Below are 17,222 nucleotides of genomic sequence, written 5' to 3'. Positions count from 1 at the left end.
AGTCAGCGCATGAGACATTTCTGGTTACCGGTACTGGTATTAGGTTGGCTGACCGGCTGTGCCAGCGCGCCGCCGGCCACGCCCGCCGACAAGCCGCAGGGCTGGCAGGCACCGCGTGATCTGGCCAGTCTGGAAGGACGCTGGCAGCAGGTGGATGCCGGCAAGGATCAGCCCTACCGGCTGGAATTCGCCGCCGGCCGGGTGCATGCCTCAGCCGGTTGCAACGGTCTGGGCGGTGTGGTGAGCCTGGAGCAGGGCTTGCTCAAGACCGGGGCGATGATGTCGACCCTGATGGCTTGCCCGCCGCCGCTGGATGAGCGTGAGCGTAGCCTGAGCCAGTTGCTGTCGGCACAGCCACGGCTGGTGGTGCAGGGCAATCGGCTGCAATTGCAGGCGGGTACGGATCGGCTGGAATTCCAGCGCGAGGACAGTCACGGCGGCAGTTGAGTACCGCACAGAAAATGAAAAAGCCCGCGTTTTTTAAGCGCGGGCTTTTTGCTGTGTGGCCAGGCTTCAGTCGCCTTTGGCCAGTGCCAGCTCCAGGCTGCGGTGGTAATGCTGCGCGGCCTGTTCTTCCTTGCCGGTGGCCTCGAACAGCCGGGCCAGCTCTGCATTGGCACACAGCGTGGCGCTGATGGAGTTGCTGGCTTCCAGATAGCTTTGCGCCTTACCCCACAGCTGCTGGTTCATCGCCAGACGGCCCAGCGCCAGCAACAGCATGTGGTCGCGTGGACGGCTCTTGAGCCAGCCTTCTGCATCGCGCATCAGTTCCAGCCGCTTTTCCGGCGACAGGCGCTCGGCCAGCTGGCCCAGCTCGCGTGCCAGTTCCGGCGTGGCCTGTTCTTCGTCGGCCAGCGCCTCGCCCAGCAAGGTGGCGGCATAGTCGAAGTCTTCCAGCGCAATCAGCCGGCTGACGATTTCGCTGACCAGTACCGGATTGCGCCGTTCGGCGTCCGGGATGCGGCGCAGCCAGTCGCGCACTTCGCGGCCACCGACAAAGCCGGTCAGCTGCTGGCTGTAGGCGGCCAGACGGTAACGGCGGGCCTGTGCCGGTTCCAGCGCTTCGGCCTTGAGCAGCTTTTCGGTCAGTGCCAGTACCGCTTCCGGCTGGCGTTGCAGCAGGCGGACTTTCAACTCCAGGCGCAGGGCATTGGTGAGATTGGGCGACAGGGCGCGGGCACGTTCGATGGCGGCCAGTGCGCCCAGCGCGTCCTTGGCTTCCAGCTTCAGTTCGGCATCCAGCATGTGGCGCGCCAGCTGCAGGCGTTCCGGCAGGGCATCCAGCTGTTGCAGATAGCTGTCACGCTTGTCCAGATCGCCGGTGGCACCCGCAGAGCGGGCGGCCAGCAACAGGGCAAGGGCACGGTTTTCCGGCGCATATTCGTCGGCCATGGCCTTGAGCGCTTCGCGCTCGGCTTTCTGGAAACGGCCTTCAAAAAAGGCGATACCGGCTTCACGCAGGGCGTGACGGGCGGCTTTCAGCTTTTTCTGACGCTGGAAACGGCGCACTTCGGTGGGCAGGCCGGCGGTGATGCTGATGATGCGCATCACCACGTAAGCCAGCGCAATCAGGGCCACGATGCCCAGTAGCAGCAGGTTGAACGACACCTCCATGCGGTAGGGCGGCAAAAACAGGATGGCGTAGCCGGTATTGAGGGTGGAGGCCAGCCCCACCAGCACGGCCAGGGCGAACAGCCCGGTAATCCAGATGACAAATTTCACCGGTCAGTCTCCCTTGTTGCCCTGAGCATCACGTACCGCTTTCAGGCTGGCATTGAGGTCGGGCAGGGTTACGGACAGTGGCGCACCTTTCAGTTCCAGCAAGGTGGACAGCCACTGGCGAGTGGCCGGCGCGTCATTGTCGAAGTAGCGCAGCACATAGGACTGGGCGGCGCTGACATCGGCATCGAAGGTGGTGCCGTCACGCTGGATCAGTGCCAGGCGGGCATCCAGCAGGCGCATTTTCAGGTTTTCCCGCAGGAAGAAGGACTGCTCAGGCGACAGCAGCAGCGCTTCGGGCTTGTCCATGCGGCGGATGTGCACCAGCTCGCCCAGGCTCTGGCTGATGTCGGCCACCAGGCGTTCCCAGAAGGGGGCGCTGGCCGGCAGCGGCTTGGCAGCACGCTTGTCTTGCAGGCGATGCGCATCCACCACCAGCGGCAGGCTGTCGCCGGACAGCATCAGCCGGTCCAGCTTGACGGTGAGGCCGACGGTGTCCAGATAGGGCAGGGCCTTGAGCTTTTCCAGATCAGTGGCCACGGCTTTTTTCACCGCGATCAGCTGCGGCTGGTCGAATTTGGACAGGCGGGCGTCCACCATCTGCAGGGCGGAAATGGCGGCGGGGACGTTGCCGGCCAGTTGCAGCTGCTGGCTGGCAATGGCCAGGGTGTGTTCCACCTCGGACAGCAGCCAGTCGCTGCGGGTTTTGGTCAGCTCCTGGTACATGCCGTTCAGCGTGGCGTACTGGCCAGCGGATTCGTTGACGCGGGTTTCCAGTACCGCCAGCTTGGCGTCGGTGGCGCGGGCGGCGGTCAGTGCCTGCTCGGTCATGCCACGCAATTCCTTGGAGGCGCCATTACCTTCAGCCAGCCGGCCAGCCAGTTCCTGGCGGGCGGCAGTCAGCTCCTGCTGGGTGCTGTACAGCTGCCAGCCGGACAGGCCGAGGGCAGCCAGCGCCACCAGCAGGGCCAGGTTCAGCTGTTTTTTGCGGGACGGACGGGGGGTGTCGACAGTCTGGGTTTCGCTCATGGGTGACGGGAGAACCATTCTCTGAGGCCGGCGACGAGCGCATCGTCATCGGCCCGGGTTGTCACGATGCGTGTCGCGCCCAGAGCCTGCAATCGTTCGGCAATGCGCGGGTGCGGCACACAATACAAAAGGCATTGTAACGTCCCGGCTCTTGCCGGACCAGCCAGTCTGAACAATTGCTCGGCCATTTCACTGGATGTGATCACCATGGCGTCCGGCGGGCCATCATCCAGCAGGCTCCAGTCAGGTGCGCCATCCACCCGCTGGTAGACCTCGGCCAGCGTCACCGTGGCACCGCGCTGGCGCAGGGTATCGGCCAGCAGGGCACGGCCGCCCTGGCCACGCACGATCAGCCAGTGCTGGCCGGCGACATCAGCCAGCTGCGGCAGGGCCAGCAGGGCTTCGCTGTCGCTGCCTGCCGTGGGAAACAGGATGTCCTGCCCGCTGAGCGTGGCCAGGCGGCGGGCGCTGGCCTGGCCGACACAGGCTAGCTGTGCCTTGAGTGGCTGTGCCTGCAGCGTAGGCCAGGCCATGTCGATGGCGCTGGGGCTGACAAAAAACAGCCAGTCGGCCTGCGCGGCCTGCTGCGGCAGCTGGGCCAGCGCTTCCGGCTGCGGCTGGATATCCATCACCGGAAAGGCCTGCCCCTGCCAGCCGGCAGCGGCCAATAGTTGCAGCAAGCGGCCGCTTTGCGCGGCCGGTCTGGCCACCAGAATGCGGCGGCCAGCAGTTGTCATTGCTGGTCTTTCAGTACGGCGTCGATCAGCGGCTTGGCGCCATCATCCAGCAGGCGTTTGGCCACGGCACGGCCCAGCGATTCGGCATACTGGCGCGGGGCGCTGGCGGCTGCGGTGAGCATGACCGAGCCATCCGGATGCGCCACAAAGCCGCCCAGGCTGATGACGTCGTCGCTGAGGGTGGCAAACGCGCCCAGCGGCACCTGGCAGCTGCCGCCCAGTTCACGCGCCAGTGCGCGCTCGGCGCTGACACAGGCGTGGGTGTCCGGGTGGTTCAGCGGCTGCAGCAGGGCCAGCATGTCGGCGCGGTCGGCACGGATTTCAATGCCCAGCGCACCCTGGCCTGCAGCCGGCAGGCTTTCCGACGGGGCGAGTTCTGACCGGATACGGTCGTGCAGCTCCAGGCGCTTGAGGCCGGCTGCCGCCAGAATGATGGCGTCGTACTCGCCTTCGTCCAGCTTGCGCAGGCGGGTTTGCACATTGCCGCGCAAGGGCTTGATCACCAGTTGCGGGTAGCGCGCGCGCAGCTGCGATTCGCGGCGCAGGCTGGAGGTGCCCACCACGCTGCCGGCCGGCAGCTCGGCCAGGCTGGCAAACTTGTTGGAAACAAAGGCATCGCGCGGGTCTTCGCGTTCGCAGATGGCGGCCAGGGCAAAGCCTTCCGGCAGCACCATGGGCACATCCTTGATGGAGTGTACGGCCAGATCGGCACGGCCTTCGGCCAGCGCCACTTCCAGCTCTTTCACGAACAGGCCCTTGCCGCCGATCTTGGACAGGGTCTTGTCCAGGATCTGGTCGCCCTGGGTGGTCATGCCGAGGATTTCGACAGTAAGGTGCGGATACAGCGCTTGCAGGCGGGCCTGAATGTGTTCTGCCTGCCACATGGCGAGCCGGCTTTCGCGGCTGGCGATGACGATCTTGTCCATGAATTGCATTCCTGACGATGAATTTTCGTCCGATTCTAGCATGCAGGCATGGCAACGCCCGGAGTCGGATCAAGGAAAACCAATTGGCCGGGTGGTGGTGGGCAAGGGTCAACCCCCGTTGCTGTTGTGCACAAAATGTGCGAAAAAAATCAGGAAAATTCGGTAATGAACACACTACAGCGGCAATGCTGCCTATGATGTTTGTTCGCCAGTCTGCTGAAGCCAGGTTGCAACCTGTCTTGAGAAGATTGCCATCCCATTCATACACAAGGCCGTCATCACGGTTCCGGTGCCATATGCACCGCAAGCGGACAAGCCGGCCAGACGATTCGACAAAGGAAACTGGACATGACGGAGCTGGACAAGGATCTTCCCCTACGTGCCGACCTGGCGCGGCTGGACCGCCTGTTGGGCGAGGTATTGCATGCCCAGGAAGGCCCCGAGGTGTATCAGGAGGTCAAGGCCATTGCCGCGCGCACGCCGGAACAGCGCGCGCTGCCCTTGCCGGCCAGCTTGTCGCCCAAGGCCACCACCGCACTGGTGCGCGCCTGTGGCCTGTATGCGCAGCTGTTCAATATCGCGGAAGACCTGCACCACACCCGTCGTCGTCGTGCGCACCAGATTGCCGGCTCGCGTCCGCAGCAGGGCAGCCTGAACCGGGCGCTGGCGCGGCTGAAGGAAGACGGCGTCAGCTTTGCCCAGCTGTCGGCAACGCTGCAGGATGCCTATGTCGGCGCCATCCTCACCGCCCATCCCACCGAGGTACAGCGCCAGAGCGTGCTGGACGGCCACCGTGCTGTGCGCAAATTCCTCAGCCAGCTGGGTTCGCCTGACATCACTCCCGAAGAAGAAACCGAGCTGGACGGCAAGCTCAAGCGGGTGATCCTGTCCATGTGGCAAACCTCGGAAATCCGCCACTTCAAATTGTCGGTGGAAGATGAAATCAAGAACGGTGTGGCCTACCACCCGATGACTTTCTTCTCCGCCCTGCCACGGCTGTATCAGCGTCTGGGCAAGGAAGTCGAGGCGGCCTGGGGCCAGGTTCCGGCCCTGCCGCCGTTTATCCGTGTTGGCAGCTGGATTGGTGGCGACCGCGATGGCAACCCCAATGTCAACGCCTCGGTCTTGCGCCACGCCTTCACCCTGCAAGCCACCCAGGCTTTCGAACAATATCTGGCCGAACTGGCATCCCTGTACCGCGAGCTGTCGCTGTCCGAGCGCCATGTCGCCGTCAGCCCGGCCTTGCAGGCGCTGTCGGACCAGACGCCGGACAACAAAGAAAGCCGCGAGCAGGAACCCTACCGCCGCGCCTTGGCCACCATCGAAGCCCGCCTGCTGGGCAAGGCGGCCGAATTGGGGCTGGCGGTACGTGGCCGCTGGCCGGTGGGTGAGCCCTATCACGATATCTCGGCGTTTCAGGCCGACCTCGCCACCGTGGCTGATTCGCTTATCGCCCATGGCAGCGACTTGCTGGCCGATGGCCGCCTGGCGCGCCTGCGCCGTGCGGTAGAGGTGTTCGGCTTCTTCCTGATGCCGGTCGATTTGCGCCAGTTTGCCGGCATGCACGAGGCAGTGGTGAGCGAGCTGTTCTCCAGCGCCGGGCTGGAGCATTACCCGGCACTGGATGAGGCGGCGCGCATCCGCGTGCTGCTGCGCGAACTGTCCACCCCGCGGCTGTTGTACTCGCCGTATCTGAGTTACAGCGCCGACACCGAAAAAGAGCTGGCCATCTTCCGCGAAGCGGCGCTGATCCAGCAGCAATTCGGCAAGGAAGCCATTAGCCAGAGCATCATTTCCAATTGCGCCACCGTCAGCGACATCCTGTCGCTGGCGCTGATCCTGAAGGAAACCGGCTTGATCCGGCTGGAAAATGGCATGCCGGTGTCCACCATCAATGTGGTGCCGCTGTTCGAAACCATTGCCGACCTGGTGGCCGCCACCGACATCATGGACACGCTGTTTGCCCTGCCGTGGTACCAGTTGCTGCTGAAGAGCCGCGGCATGATGCAGGAAGTGATGCTGGGCTATTCCGACAGCAACAAGGACGGCGGTTATCTCACCAGCCAGTGGGAGCTGTACAAGGCCGAGCAGCGTCTGGTGCATAGCTTCGACAAGGCGGGCGTCAAGCTGCGCCTGTTCCACGGCCGTGGCGGCTCGGTAGGGCGTGGCGGCGGCCCGTCCTTCGAGGCCATCATGGCGCAGCCGGCCGGCAGTGTGGCCGGGCGTATCCGCATTACCGAGCAGGGCGAGGTGATTGCCTCCAAGTATTCCGATCCGGACATCGGCACCCGCAATCTGGAAGCGCTGGTGGCGGCCACACTGGAAGCCAGCCTCACCACTCACCCCAGCTGCGAAGCGGATGGCGAAGTATTCGACGAGCTGTCCGAGGCGGCCTTCAAGGCCTATCGCCAGCTGGTGGAAACCGAAGGCTTCATGCAGTACTTCCTGGAAGCCACGCCGATCAACGCCATTGCCAAGCTGAATATCGGCAGCCGCCCGGCCTCGCGCAAGAGCCTGGCTTCCATCAAGGACCTGCGCGCCATTCCCTGGGTATTCTCCTGGTCGCAGTCGCGGGTGATGCTGCCGGGCTGGTTCGGTTTCGGCTCGGCCGTTGCCGGCTTCATCGCCGGCCATGGCGACGCCGGGCTGGCAAGGCTGCAGGGCCTGTACCGCACCTCGCCCTTCTTCCAGGTGATTCTGTCCAATATGGAACAGGTGCTGGCCAAGGCCGACCTGGGCATCGCCCGCCGCTTTGCCGGCCTGGTTTCCGACCGGGCGCTGGCCGAGCAGCTGTTTGGCCAGATCGAGGCCGAATGGCAGAAAACCCACGATGCTTTCTTCGCCATCAGCGGCCAGAGCAGCCTGTTGCAGCAGAACCCCACCCTGCATCGCAGCCTGGAAACCCGTCTGCCCTATCTGGATGCGCTCAACCTGCTGCAGGCTGATCTGTTGCAGCGTCTGCGCGAAAACCCGGACGATGCCGAAGCGTTGTACGCCATCCACCTCACCATCAACGGCACCTCGGCCGGCCTGCGTAACAGCGGTTGAGCTGTCGTTCCGGTAGAAAATGACAAAACCGCCACTCTCGCGTGGCGGTTTTTCTTTGGCGGGGCACTGACATCTGCAGATTGTTATGACCGGCGGAGCTTGGCGACGGGCTGCTGCATTTTCTTTTTTTACATACCGAAAATGTATGCCCTGGCCCTTATCCCATCCCTAGCCGGGGCGAATTTTCCTTTTTGCCCAGCGGCCGGCGTCAGCTGCTTGTGCAACTGATCCGGCGACACCCATTCTGGGGGCAAGTTGTCCGCCCGATGACGACTCCTGTCTGGTTGTGCTGGCTGCATACTGCGGCGCGACCCATATTGTTCCACTGCCTCCGTCACAGGAAGGAGCAAGTAATGACCGCCCCTGTCGATTTGCCCCCCGCTAATGAGCAGCAAACGTCTCGTCGCCTTTTCCTCAAACAGCTGGCCGCCGCCTCCGGCAGCCTGCCGCTGGCGGGTGGCAGTGCCGCTGCCCTGCTGCTGCCCGGGCAGGATGCCCTTGCTGCCAACTCGGCCAGCGCCAGCCCACCAATCAATACGGTCTATGGCTATGCCAGTTTCAGCCCGGATGAAGCGGCGTTTGTCGAAGCGCTGGTCAACCTGATGTGCCCAGCCGACCCTCTCACGCCCAATGGCGTGGATTGTGGCTTGGCCATTTATATCGACCGCCAGCTGGCTGGTAGTTTTGGCCAGGGTGCCAAGCGTTATATGGCTGGCCCTTTCCTGCAGGGGGCGCCGCAGAGTGGCCCACAACTGCCACTGACGCCGGAGCAATATTTCAAGGCAGGCGTAGCAGAGGCCGACCGTGCAGCCCTGCGCTTGCATGGCCAATTATTCGACGCGCTTGCTCCGGCCCAGGCCGATGCCTTCTTGCAGCGCCTGGCTGGCGGTGCGGTGGATGGGGAGCAGCTGGCACTGGACCACTGGTTTAACGATCTGGTGTATCCGCTGTTCACCGAGGCCTGTTTTGCCGATCCACTCTACGGCGGCAATGTCGGCATGGTGTTCTGGAAAATGATTGGCTACCCCGGCCTGCCCGCCACGCATGCGCTGGATGTGGTGAATTATCTGGGCAAACCCTATCCGGGACGTGCCACGCCCAAATCGATTGCAGATTTCAGCTAAGGAGGCCGGCATGAAAACACGTGCAAGCAAGACGGTGGTGATTGTCGGCGGTGGTCTTACGGCAGGGCTGATTGCCCGCCAGTTGACGGCCAAGGGCTGCGAGGTACTGGTGCTGGAGCGCGGTGGGGATCACCGCAAGGGCCCTGAATCGAGCCTGCCCAACCAGCGTGACGAGCTGCGCTGGGCGGTGCGCCAGGGGCTGATGCAGGACTGGTCACGCGAAACTTACACGTTGCGCCATCAGCATGGCCAGACTGCCTTGCCGGTGCGCTGGATGGAGTCCTTCCTGCCGGGCCAGGGGCTGGGTGGGGCTGGCAACCACTGGAATGGCCACCTTTACCGCTGGGCGGAATATGACCCGCAACTGCGCAGCCACACTATCCAGCGTTATGGCAAGCAGGCCATTCCGGCCGACATGCCCTTGCAGGACTGGGGGGTGAGCTACGCCGAGATGGAGCCCTACCACGATCTGTTCGAGCGCCTGTTTGGTCTGTCTGGCAAGGCGGGTAACATCAAGGGCCAAAAACAGGAGGGTGGCAACCCATTTGAAGCAGCGCGGCGAGGTGAGTACCCGCAAGCACCTTTGCATATTCTGGAGTCGGGCCAGGTATTCAAAACCGCCTGCGAAAAACTGGGCTATCACCCGTTTCCGCAAGCCGCGGCCAACTCTTCCGGTGCGTATACCAATCCGGATGGGCAGAAACTGGGGCAGTGCCAGTACTGCGGTCATTGCGAGCGTTTCATCTGCGAAGCCAATGCCAAGGGTTCGCCACAGGTGCTGCTCTACCCCATGCTGCGTCAGCGCAAGAGTTTTGAGGTTCGACTCAATACCCAGGTACTCGGGCTGCGTTACGACAGTCACGGCAAGCGGGCCACGGCCGTGCATTGTCTGGATTTGCTCACCGGGGAGGAATACGAACAGCCGGCCGAGGTGGTGGTGCTGGCGGCCTTTACCATGAGCAATACCCAGTTGCTGCTGCACAGTAAGATCGGCAAACCTTACGACCCGGTCAGCAACAGCGGTGTGGTGGGCAAGAATTTCTGCTATCAGGTGAACGCCGGGGTGGATCTGTTCTTCAAGGACAAATGGTTCAATCCCTACCTGGCCAGCGGCAGTACCCAGATGGTGATCGACGATTTCAACAACGATAACTTCGACCACACCGGGCTGGGCTTTCTGGGTGGTGCCACCATTCAGGGCTGGCAGTTTGGCGGCCGGCCAATCAAGAGCCGACGCGTGCCGGATGGCATACCACGCTGGGGGACTGCCTGGAAACAGGCCAATGCCGACTGGTATGCCCACTCCATGTCGCTGGGCATCGAGGGCAGCTGCTACCCCAATCGTGGCAATTACCTCAGCCTGGACCCCACCTATCGTGATGTATTCGGCCGGCCGCTGGTGCACATGACCTTCGACTTCCGCGACAACGAGCAAAAAATGGCCCGTTTCGTCAGTGGCAAGATGATGGAGATTGCCAACGCCTGCGGTGCCGACCAAGTGGGCAGGTTGCAGCCGCTGATTACGCCGTTTGACAGCCGTCTCTACCAGACCACCCATATCGTGGGCGGCACCATCATGGGCGAGTCAGCGCATAACAGCGTGGTGTCACCCCATCTGCAGCACTGGGATGCCCATAACCTGTTTGTCGTGGGCGCATCGGTCTATCCACACAACTCCGGCTACAACCCTACCGGCCCACTGGCGGCACTGGCCCTGCGTCTGGGTGACGATCTGCTGCGTTATCTGCAACGCCCTGGTCGCTTGTAATACTATCGGGCTGCCCGCAGAGTGCGGCCCTTGTCCACAGAAGGAGATTCCAATGCGTACCATTTTGTTGGCGACTGGCCTGCTATTGCTTTCCTTGCCCGTCTTTGCCGATAGCCCGGCTACTGCACCGGCTGCCTTTGCGCAGTGCGCCGCCTGTCACAGCGTGAACGGTAGCAATGGTGTCGGCCCCAGCCTGAAAGGGATTATCGGACGCAAGGTCGGTAGCTCTCCGGGTTTTCGTTACAGCCGCGCCATGAAAACCCTGGGCAAGAGTTGGGACAAGGCCTTGTTGTCCGCCTATCTGGCCAATCCGCAGCAAGCAGTACCCGGCAATGTGATGCCGTTTGCTGGCGTGCCGGATGCCGGCCAGCGTGCCGCCATTGTCAATTATCTGGCAACACTGCAATGAGATGGGTCCGTCAGATTACTGACGGACCCTTAATTTATTTACGCCCAACCCAGCTATTGAAACGCTGTTCCAGCGATTCGCCATGGTCGATCCAGAAGCGGTAATCCAACGCCAGCGCCGTGCGCTGGTTTTGTGGGGCACTGGGCAGGTCGGCCAGTGCCGCCGGTGATAGCTGGGTCAGCGCCTTGTTATTGGTGGGGCCGTAGGCAATCTGCTCGGCAAACCGTTTCTGCTGGCTGGAACGGCTGGCGAGGCTGATAAAACGCAGTGCAGCTGCCTTGTTAGACGAGCCTTTGGGAATGGCCCAGTAATCCATTTCGTAGATGTTGTTGAGCCACACCGCTCGCAAATTGCGTCCTTCCTTGCGGGCATTGCTAATGCGTCCGTTATAGGCCGTGCTCATCACCACATCACCCGCCAACAGATACTGGGCGGGCTGGGCTCCAGCTTCCCACCATTGGATGAATGGTTTGATCTGGTCCAGTTTTTTGAAGGCGCGCTCGACGCCGGCAGCAGAGGATAGCGTCTGGTAGACCTTGTCTGGGCTGACACCGTCCGCCATCAGGGCAATTTCCAGCGTGTATTGCGCGCCACGGCGCATGGCACGCTTGCCGGGAAAACGCTTGGTATCCCAGAAGTCCTGCCAGTGTCGCGGTGCGGTTTTCAGTTTGTCGGCGTTATAGGCCAGCAGGGTGGAGGAGATGAACATGCCCATGGCACAGGGCTGCATGGTTTCCGGTAGAAAATCGGCTTTATTGCCAAACAGCTTGCTGTCCAGGCGCTCGAATAAGCCCTCATCACAGCCTCGGCCTTGTAGGGTTGCATCCACTTCCACCACATCCCAGCTGACATTGCGGCTATCCACCATGGCCTTGATCTTGGCCGCTTCGCCATTCCAGGTGCTTGGGATGACGCGCAAGGATGTTTCCTGCTGGAAGGGTTGGTAATAGGCCGTGACTTGTGCGTCCTTATTGGGGCCGCCGTAGGACACGACAACCAGATCGCGGGCAAGAGCGGGCAGACTGCACAGGGCGAGTAGGCTGGCTAGCACGCGGCGGTGGTAAATACTCAACATGACATCTCCTCCTGTTATGTCCGGCAACTTCCCTTGACGGATGCCGGTGTTGTGTGTTCCAGGAGTTTATGTCTTATTAAAAAAATATAAAATAAATTTTAGTATGTATAAAAATCAGTAGCCAGGTGGTGTAATCACCCAGATGACGATGGTGTCGCTGGTGCCGGGGTTGCGATAGCTGTGTGCTTCCTGGCTGGAAAAGGCAAAGCTATCGCCTGTCTCCAGATGGAACTGGCGTGCGCCAACCTGCAACTCCAGCGAACCTTTCAGGACAAAACCGGCTTCCTCGCCTTGGTGGCTGTAACTTTCCTCGCTGGAGGCTCCGGGAGGAATCAGGCTGTGGATCATTTCCAGCTGACGCTGGCTCCGCGGGGTCAGCAGGTGATCGACAAAACCGTGTTGGTAATCGAGCCGCAGCCTTTGCTTATGCCGGACTACATAATCTTTTTCTTCGGCGATCAGGGTTTCGGGCCCGTGGAAAAACCACTGTACGGTTACGCCCAGGCTGCGGGACAGGCTAAGCAGGGCATTGATGGAGGGTTGGGTGCGATTGCGTTCGATCAGGCTGATATGGCCGATGGAAAGCCCGCTACTTTCTGCCAGATTGGCCAGGGTTAAGCCTTGACGTTTACGCAACTCACGGATGCGCTGGCCAAGCTGCAAGGTGTTGTCATCAGTCGGGGTAGAGGCGGAGTGGTTCACGATGGATTTATCAGGCAAGAGTAGCTGTCAGAATAGCCATTAAAAAAATTTGCAAATTATTTTAATTTAAGCAAAATTAAAATACGCGTTGCTCAGGATGCATGCATGTTGCCATGCCTGGCGGCGCAAGCCCAGCGCGAAATCCGTGCTGCTCGGCCTACCTTGCCCGGAGACACCATGCCCAGCCAGTTTCCCCAACTCTTGTCACCCTTGCGCATTGGCAGTGTCACCTTGCGCAACCGCATTGTCTCCACCGGTCACGATACCGTGCTGCCGGTTGACTGCCAGGTCAGCCCGGCATTGATTGCCTATCATCAGGCGCGGGCACGGGGCGGTGTCGGCCTGATCGTGCTGCAGGTGTCCGGTGTGCATGAGAGTGCGCGCTATACCTCGCACGCGCTGATGGCCACCGACGATGGCTGCATTGCCGGCTATCGGGCACTGGCCACGGCGGTGCAGGCCGAGGGGGCAAGGGTGTTTGCCCAGCTGTTTCATCCCGGCAGTGAAATCATGGAAACCGCCGACGGCATGCAGGCGGTGGCCTATTCTGCTTCACGCTGTGCCAGCGAGCGCTTTCATGTGGTGGCGCGGGCGCTGACCACGGCGCAAATCGCTGAAATCGTGGCGGGCTATGCCGCGGCCGCGCGGCGTATTCGCGCGGCCGGCGTGGATGGTGTCGAGATCGTGGCCAGCCATGGTTATCTGCCGGCGCAGTTTCTCAATCCCCGGCTCAACCAGCGCAGCGATGGCTATGGCGGTGATGCCGCAGCCCGGCTGCACTTTTTGCGCGAGGTCGTGGCGGCGATCCGCGCAGAGGTGGACGCGGACTGCGTGGTGGGCCTGCGTATTTCTGCCGGGGAGTGCGATGCCGAGGGGCTGGAGGAGAACGAGGCGCTGGCTGCCTGCGTGGCGATACAGGCCGAGCTGGATTATGTCAGCCTGGTGGCCGGCACCTCGGCCAGCCTGGGCGGGGCGGTGCATATTGCTCCGCCCATGGCCTACCCGGCCGCCTATCTGGCCGGGCAGGCGGGGCGTTTCCGTCGGCAGCTGGACATTCCCCTGGTCCTGGCCGGCCGGATCAACCAGCCGCAAGAGGCCGAGCAGTTGCTGGCCGATGGCGTGGTGGATGCCTGTGGCATGACGCGGGCGCTGATTTGCGACCCGGAGCTGCCCAATAAGGTGGTGCAAGACCAGGCGGATGCCATTCGCGCCTGTATTGGCTGTAATCAGGCATGCATCGGTCGTTTTCACCGTGGCCTGCCGATTTCCTGCATCCAGAACCCGGTGTCCGGGCGCGAGCTGCAATTTGGCGACTTGCAAGCAGCCGCGACATCCCGCCGGGTGATGGTGGTGGGCGGCGGGCCGGCCGGCATGAAGGCGGCGGTGATCGCGGCGCAGCGCGGCCATCAGGTCACGCTGTACGAGGCGGGCAGCCAGCTGGGCGGACAGGTATTGCTGGCGCAGCAATTGCCGGGGCGGGCAGAGTTCGGTGGCCTGCTGACCAATCTGCACTACGAGCTGCAACAGGCGGGTGTACAGGTGCGGCTGGGCCAGACGGTAGACCGGGCGCTGGTACAGCAGCAGGGTGCCGAGGTGCTGATCCTGGCGACCGGAGCCCGCCCTGCGCCGCCCCGGCTGGAAATCAGCGGCGGCATGCAGCTGCTGGACGGCTGGGCGCTGCTGCAGGGGGCACGCCCGGGCAGCCGCGTGGTGGTGGCGGACTGGCGTGCCGACTGGCTTGGGCCGGGGCTGGCGATCCGGTTGGCGCAGTCTGGTCATCAGGTCACGCTGGCGGTCAATGCCACCCATATGGGGCAGGCGCTGCAAATGTATGTACGCGACCAGCTGGCAGCCCAGCTGCATCGTCTGCAGGTGGCGATCATTCCCTATGCCCGGCTGTATGGCGTGGACGAGGACACCGTCTATCTGCAACATACCGCCAGCGAGGAAGCCATGCTGTGCGAGGGGGTGGACACGCTGGTGCTGTGCCAGCCCTTGCAGCCGGTGGATGCACTACGCCAGCAGCTGGACGGCCTGGCTCTGGAGATTCATGCCATTGGCGACTGTCTGGCCCCGCGTACTGCCGAAGAGGCCATTTACGAAGCCACCCGGCTGGCCTGGCAGCTCTAGCCGGGCACAGGGCTACACCAGTTGCAGGCGGCCGCCTTCGTTTTTCAGGTGCGGGATCAGTGCATCGTCCTGATGCACCGCCAGCACATTGACGCCGGCCGAATACAGCTGGTAGCCCAGCGCCTCCAGCCAGGGGCGGATCACCGTCATGTCCGACTTGATGATTTCCATGAAAATCAGTGGCCGGCAGCGGCGGATGGACTGTTCCGCCCCCTGCAACACCTGATCTTCCATGCCTTCCACGTCGATCTTGATGAAGTCGATGCGTTGCAGGCCAAGCGAATCCAGGCTGATCAGATCGATGCGGATGGTGCGGTGCTGGTAATCCAGCGTCTGGCCGATGAATTCATTGCTGGCCGACTGTTGCAACTCCACGCTGCCAAAAGAACCGGGGCGCAGGTAGTCCGGTTCGGGAATGTCGATCTGCCCGCAGCTGGCGCCCACGGCCGAGTTGAGCGCATTGACGTTCAGACAGTTGTTGAGGGCGATATTGCCGCACAGCGCGTAGTAGATTTTTTCCTGCGCCTCAAAGGCGACGACATGGCCCCAGGTATACATGAAGCGGGCCATCTCGATGGTGTGCACGCCGATATTGGCACCGCAGTCGATGGCCAGCACCCCTTCGCCACGATCACGCAGGCAACTGGCCAGCAAGGCCAGCACGAAATCCACTTCCTCCTGCTCGTAGCCGCTTTGTGTCATCAACTGGTAGCCGACGCCATAGGATTCGCCGTCGGAAGGGGCGAAGTCGTTGCGGTTGACGATCATGCTGCCGTGGTTGGTGGACAGCAGCATGAAGGGAGCGGGGCGCGGAATGTTTTTCATGGCGAAAGTCCATTGCAAGTAAGCGGGCATTATGCCGTAAGCCGCCCGCCCCCGGATATGACGTTTTAATGCCCCGGCTGTGCCTGCTCCATGCGGCGGTCCGGCACCAGCCACCACAGCGCCAGCAGGCCGTAGATGGCGGCCCCCAGCCAGCTTTGGTAGAAGGACAGCACGATGCCAGCCAGGTAGAACAAGGGCGACAGCTTGCCTTTCAGATCGCGGCCCAGTGCCTGGGTCATCACTTCACGGTTGCCCGGCACGCACAGCAGGGCGCGCTGCATCAGATACCAGGCCAGCGCGGACATCAGCAGCACCACGCCGTACAGGGCCACCGGCAGTGCGGCCATGTGGTTTTCCCCCATCCAGCCGGTGACAAAGGGCAGCAGCGACAGCCAGAACAAGAGATGCAGATTGGCCCACAGCACGCGCCCGTCCACCTGGCGCACCACATGGTAGAAGTGGTGGTGATTGTTCCAGTAGATGCCGACATAGATAAAGCTCAGCACATAGCTGAGGAAGACTGGCCACAAGGCGGTCAATGCCGCCAGGCTGGTGTCGTGCGGGACTTTCAATTCCAGCACCATGATGGTGATGATGATGGCGATCACGCCATCGCTGAAGGCTTCCAGGCGGTTTTTGCCCATGGTGGCTCCGTAGTGGTTCAGTGCAGCAGTGCAGATTGTTGCTGGCGGGACAAGGGGCGGTAGGGCAGGCGGATCAGGGTGTGGTACTGGCCGTCGGCAGCGGCCACCTGCAAGGAGGCCTCGGCGTCGTAAAACAGCTCCAGCCGTTCGCGCAGATTGTCCAGCGCCATGCGGTTGCCACGATGCGGCTCGCCCTGCCCGGCCAGCGGATTGCTGACGCTCAGCAACAGCTGGCCGCTTTTGAGCTGGGCGCGGATACGGATTTCACCGCCCTTGCCGCAGCGCTCCACGCCATGGTGCACGGCGTTTTCCACCAGCGGTTGCAAGAGCAGCGGCGGCAGGCTGGCATCCAGTGCGGCCTGGATGTCCCACACCACGTTCAGGCGCTGGCCCAGCCGTTCGCTTTCGATGGCCAGATACATCTTGGCCAGTTCGATTTCCCGTTCCAGGCTGGAGGTATGGCCGGGATCGGCCATCTGGGCGCGAAACAGGTCGGCCAGGTTTTCCAGCACCATTTCCGCTTTTTCCGGCCGCGAGCGGATCAGCGCGATGGCGGCATTCAGGCTGTTGAACAGGAAGTGCGGGCGAATGCGTGCCTGCAGTGCCGCCAGCCTGGCCTCGCCCAATGCCGGCGACAGCGCCCGCTGGCGCAGGCTGAAGTAATGCAGCAGCAGGATCGCCAGCAGGCCGGCCAATAGCGGCCGCTCCAGTCGTGGCAATTCCAGTGCGTTGAGCAGGCGATCCTGTACCAGCACACACAGCATGCACAGCGCCACCACCAGCCAGTTGCCCCGCCGCTGCCGGCCCAGCCAGGGTGACAGCAGGCCGAGCAGGCCCAGGCTCAGCAGCAGTGAGGGCTCCACCCAGCTGGCCCGGCTCAGGATGCGCCCGGTCAGCGTATCGCCATCCGGCAGGAAAACGGCGCTGCATAACAGCAGCAGATTGAGTGATAGCAGGATGCGCAGCATCACCCCCAGATTGCGAAAGTCGGGGATGGCAAAGACCGGGTGTTGTCGCGGAGGCTGGCGCATGGGGTCGGGTGCAATGGACAGGTATCTCAATGATAGCAAGCCGCTGTCCGGCACG

General features: G+C 62.4%; 15 protein-coding genes. 6 read left to right on the top strand and 9 right to left on the bottom strand.

What is annotated here, in order from left to right:
* The first annotated feature begins 9 nt into the window (after window positions 1-9).
* A complete protein-coding gene (locus tag DBR44_RS17725) occupies window positions 10-447 on the top strand; it encodes an META domain-containing protein (RefSeq protein ID WP_158613652.1) in 438 nt (145 codons plus the stop codon).
* Window positions 448-513: 66 nt separating this feature from the next.
* Here the strand turns inward: DBR44_RS17725 and DBR44_RS17720 are convergent, their stop codons facing one another.
* The 4 genes from DBR44_RS17720 to hemC are packed head-to-tail and all read right to left on the bottom strand — an operon-like array spanning window position 514 to window position 4,411.
* On the bottom strand, window positions 514-1,722 hold the full coding sequence (locus DBR44_RS17720; protein WP_124645314.1) for a heme biosynthesis protein HemY: 1,209 nt from the start codon (window positions 1,720-1,722) through the stop codon (window positions 514-516).
* Window positions 1,723-1,725: 3 nt separating this feature from the next.
* Window positions 1,726-2,748, bottom strand: a complete 1,023-nt coding sequence (locus tag DBR44_RS17715) for a uroporphyrinogen-III C-methyltransferase (protein ID WP_124645313.1) — start codon at window positions 2,746-2,748, stop codon at window positions 1,726-1,728.
* The gene (locus tag DBR44_RS17710) at window positions 2,745-3,485 is read right to left on the bottom strand and encodes a uroporphyrinogen-III synthase (protein ID WP_124645312.1); all 741 of its coding nucleotides are present in this window, start codon (window positions 3,483-3,485) and stop codon (window positions 2,745-2,747) included. Before DBR44_RS17710 ends, DBR44_RS17715 begins: the two co-directional genes overlap by 4 nt.
* Window positions 3,482-4,411, bottom strand: a complete 930-nt coding sequence (gene hemC, locus DBR44_RS17705; protein ID WP_124645311.1) for a hydroxymethylbilane synthase — start codon at window positions 4,409-4,411, stop codon at window positions 3,482-3,484. Before hemC ends, DBR44_RS17710 begins: the two co-directional genes overlap by 4 nt.
* A gap of 348 nt (window positions 4,412-4,759) precedes the next feature.
* Here hemC and ppc point away from each other — a divergent pair, with 348 nt between their 5' ends.
* The 4 genes from ppc to DBR44_RS17685 all read left to right on the top strand — a co-directional run bounded on the left by ppc (window position 4,760) and on the right by DBR44_RS17685 (window position 10,760).
* On the top strand, window positions 4,760-7,459 hold the full coding sequence (gene ppc / locus DBR44_RS17700) for a phosphoenolpyruvate carboxylase (RefSeq protein WP_124645310.1): 2,700 nt from the start codon (window positions 4,760-4,762) through the stop codon (window positions 7,457-7,459).
* Between the two features lie 353 nt (window positions 7,460-7,812).
* The gene (locus DBR44_RS17695; protein WP_199731093.1) at window positions 7,813-8,583 is read left to right on the top strand and encodes a gluconate 2-dehydrogenase subunit 3 family protein; all 771 of its coding nucleotides are present in this window, start codon (window positions 7,813-7,815) and stop codon (window positions 8,581-8,583) included.
* 10 nt (window positions 8,584-8,593) lie between these two features.
* Complete coding sequence (locus DBR44_RS17690; protein WP_124645309.1) at window positions 8,594-10,351, top strand: GMC family oxidoreductase; 1,758 nt, start codon at window positions 8,594-8,596, stop codon at window positions 10,349-10,351.
* Window positions 10,352-10,403: 52 nt separating this feature from the next.
* Complete coding sequence (locus tag DBR44_RS17685; RefSeq protein WP_124645308.1) at window positions 10,404-10,760, top strand: cytochrome c family protein; 357 nt, start codon at window positions 10,404-10,406, stop codon at window positions 10,758-10,760.
* A 34-nt stretch (window positions 10,761-10,794) separates the two neighbouring features.
* Here DBR44_RS17685 and DBR44_RS17680 read toward each other — a convergent pair whose 3' ends face one another.
* Together DBR44_RS17680 and DBR44_RS17675 are read right to left on the bottom strand one after the other, a co-directional pair.
* Window positions 10,795-11,835, bottom strand: a complete 1,041-nt coding sequence (locus tag DBR44_RS17680; RefSeq protein ID WP_124645307.1) for an ABC transporter substrate-binding protein — start codon at window positions 11,833-11,835, stop codon at window positions 10,795-10,797.
* Between the two features lie 114 nt (window positions 11,836-11,949).
* Window positions 11,950-12,537, bottom strand: a complete 588-nt coding sequence (locus DBR44_RS17675; RefSeq protein ID WP_124645306.1) for a cupin domain-containing protein — start codon at window positions 12,535-12,537, stop codon at window positions 11,950-11,952.
* A gap of 105 nt (window positions 12,538-12,642) precedes the next feature.
* Here DBR44_RS17675 and DBR44_RS17670 point away from each other — a divergent pair, with 105 nt between their 5' ends.
* A complete protein-coding gene (locus DBR44_RS17670; protein WP_233578645.1) occupies window positions 12,643-14,667 on the top strand; it encodes an FAD-dependent oxidoreductase in 2,025 nt (674 codons plus the stop codon).
* A gap of 12 nt (window positions 14,668-14,679) precedes the next feature.
* Here the strand turns inward: DBR44_RS17670 and DBR44_RS17665 are convergent, their stop codons facing one another.
* From DBR44_RS17665 to DBR44_RS17655, 3 genes are all read right to left on the bottom strand, one after another.
* On the bottom strand, window positions 14,680-15,492 hold the full coding sequence (locus tag DBR44_RS17665; protein ID WP_124645305.1) for an FkbM family methyltransferase: 813 nt from the start codon (window positions 15,490-15,492) through the stop codon (window positions 14,680-14,682).
* A gap of 65 nt (window positions 15,493-15,557) precedes the next feature.
* Window positions 15,558-16,136 (bottom strand): TMEM175 family protein, encoded by a 579-nt coding sequence (locus DBR44_RS17660; RefSeq protein WP_124645304.1) that lies wholly within the window; start codon window positions 16,134-16,136, stop codon window positions 15,558-15,560.
* Between the two features lie 17 nt (window positions 16,137-16,153).
* Window positions 16,154-17,206 carry a sensor histidine kinase gene (locus tag DBR44_RS17655; protein ID WP_199731092.1) on the bottom strand — a complete coding sequence of 351 codons (1,053 nt, stop codon included), beginning with the start codon at window positions 17,204-17,206 and terminating at the stop codon, window positions 16,154-16,156.
* Window positions 17,207-17,222: the final 16 nt, after the last annotated feature.

The organism is Aquitalea sp. FJL05 (genome assembly GCF_003852595.1).
GTDB lineage: Bacteria > Pseudomonadota > Gammaproteobacteria > Burkholderiales > Chromobacteriaceae > Aquitalea > Aquitalea aquatilis.
This window is presented reverse-complemented; position numbering and strand designations above follow the sequence as displayed.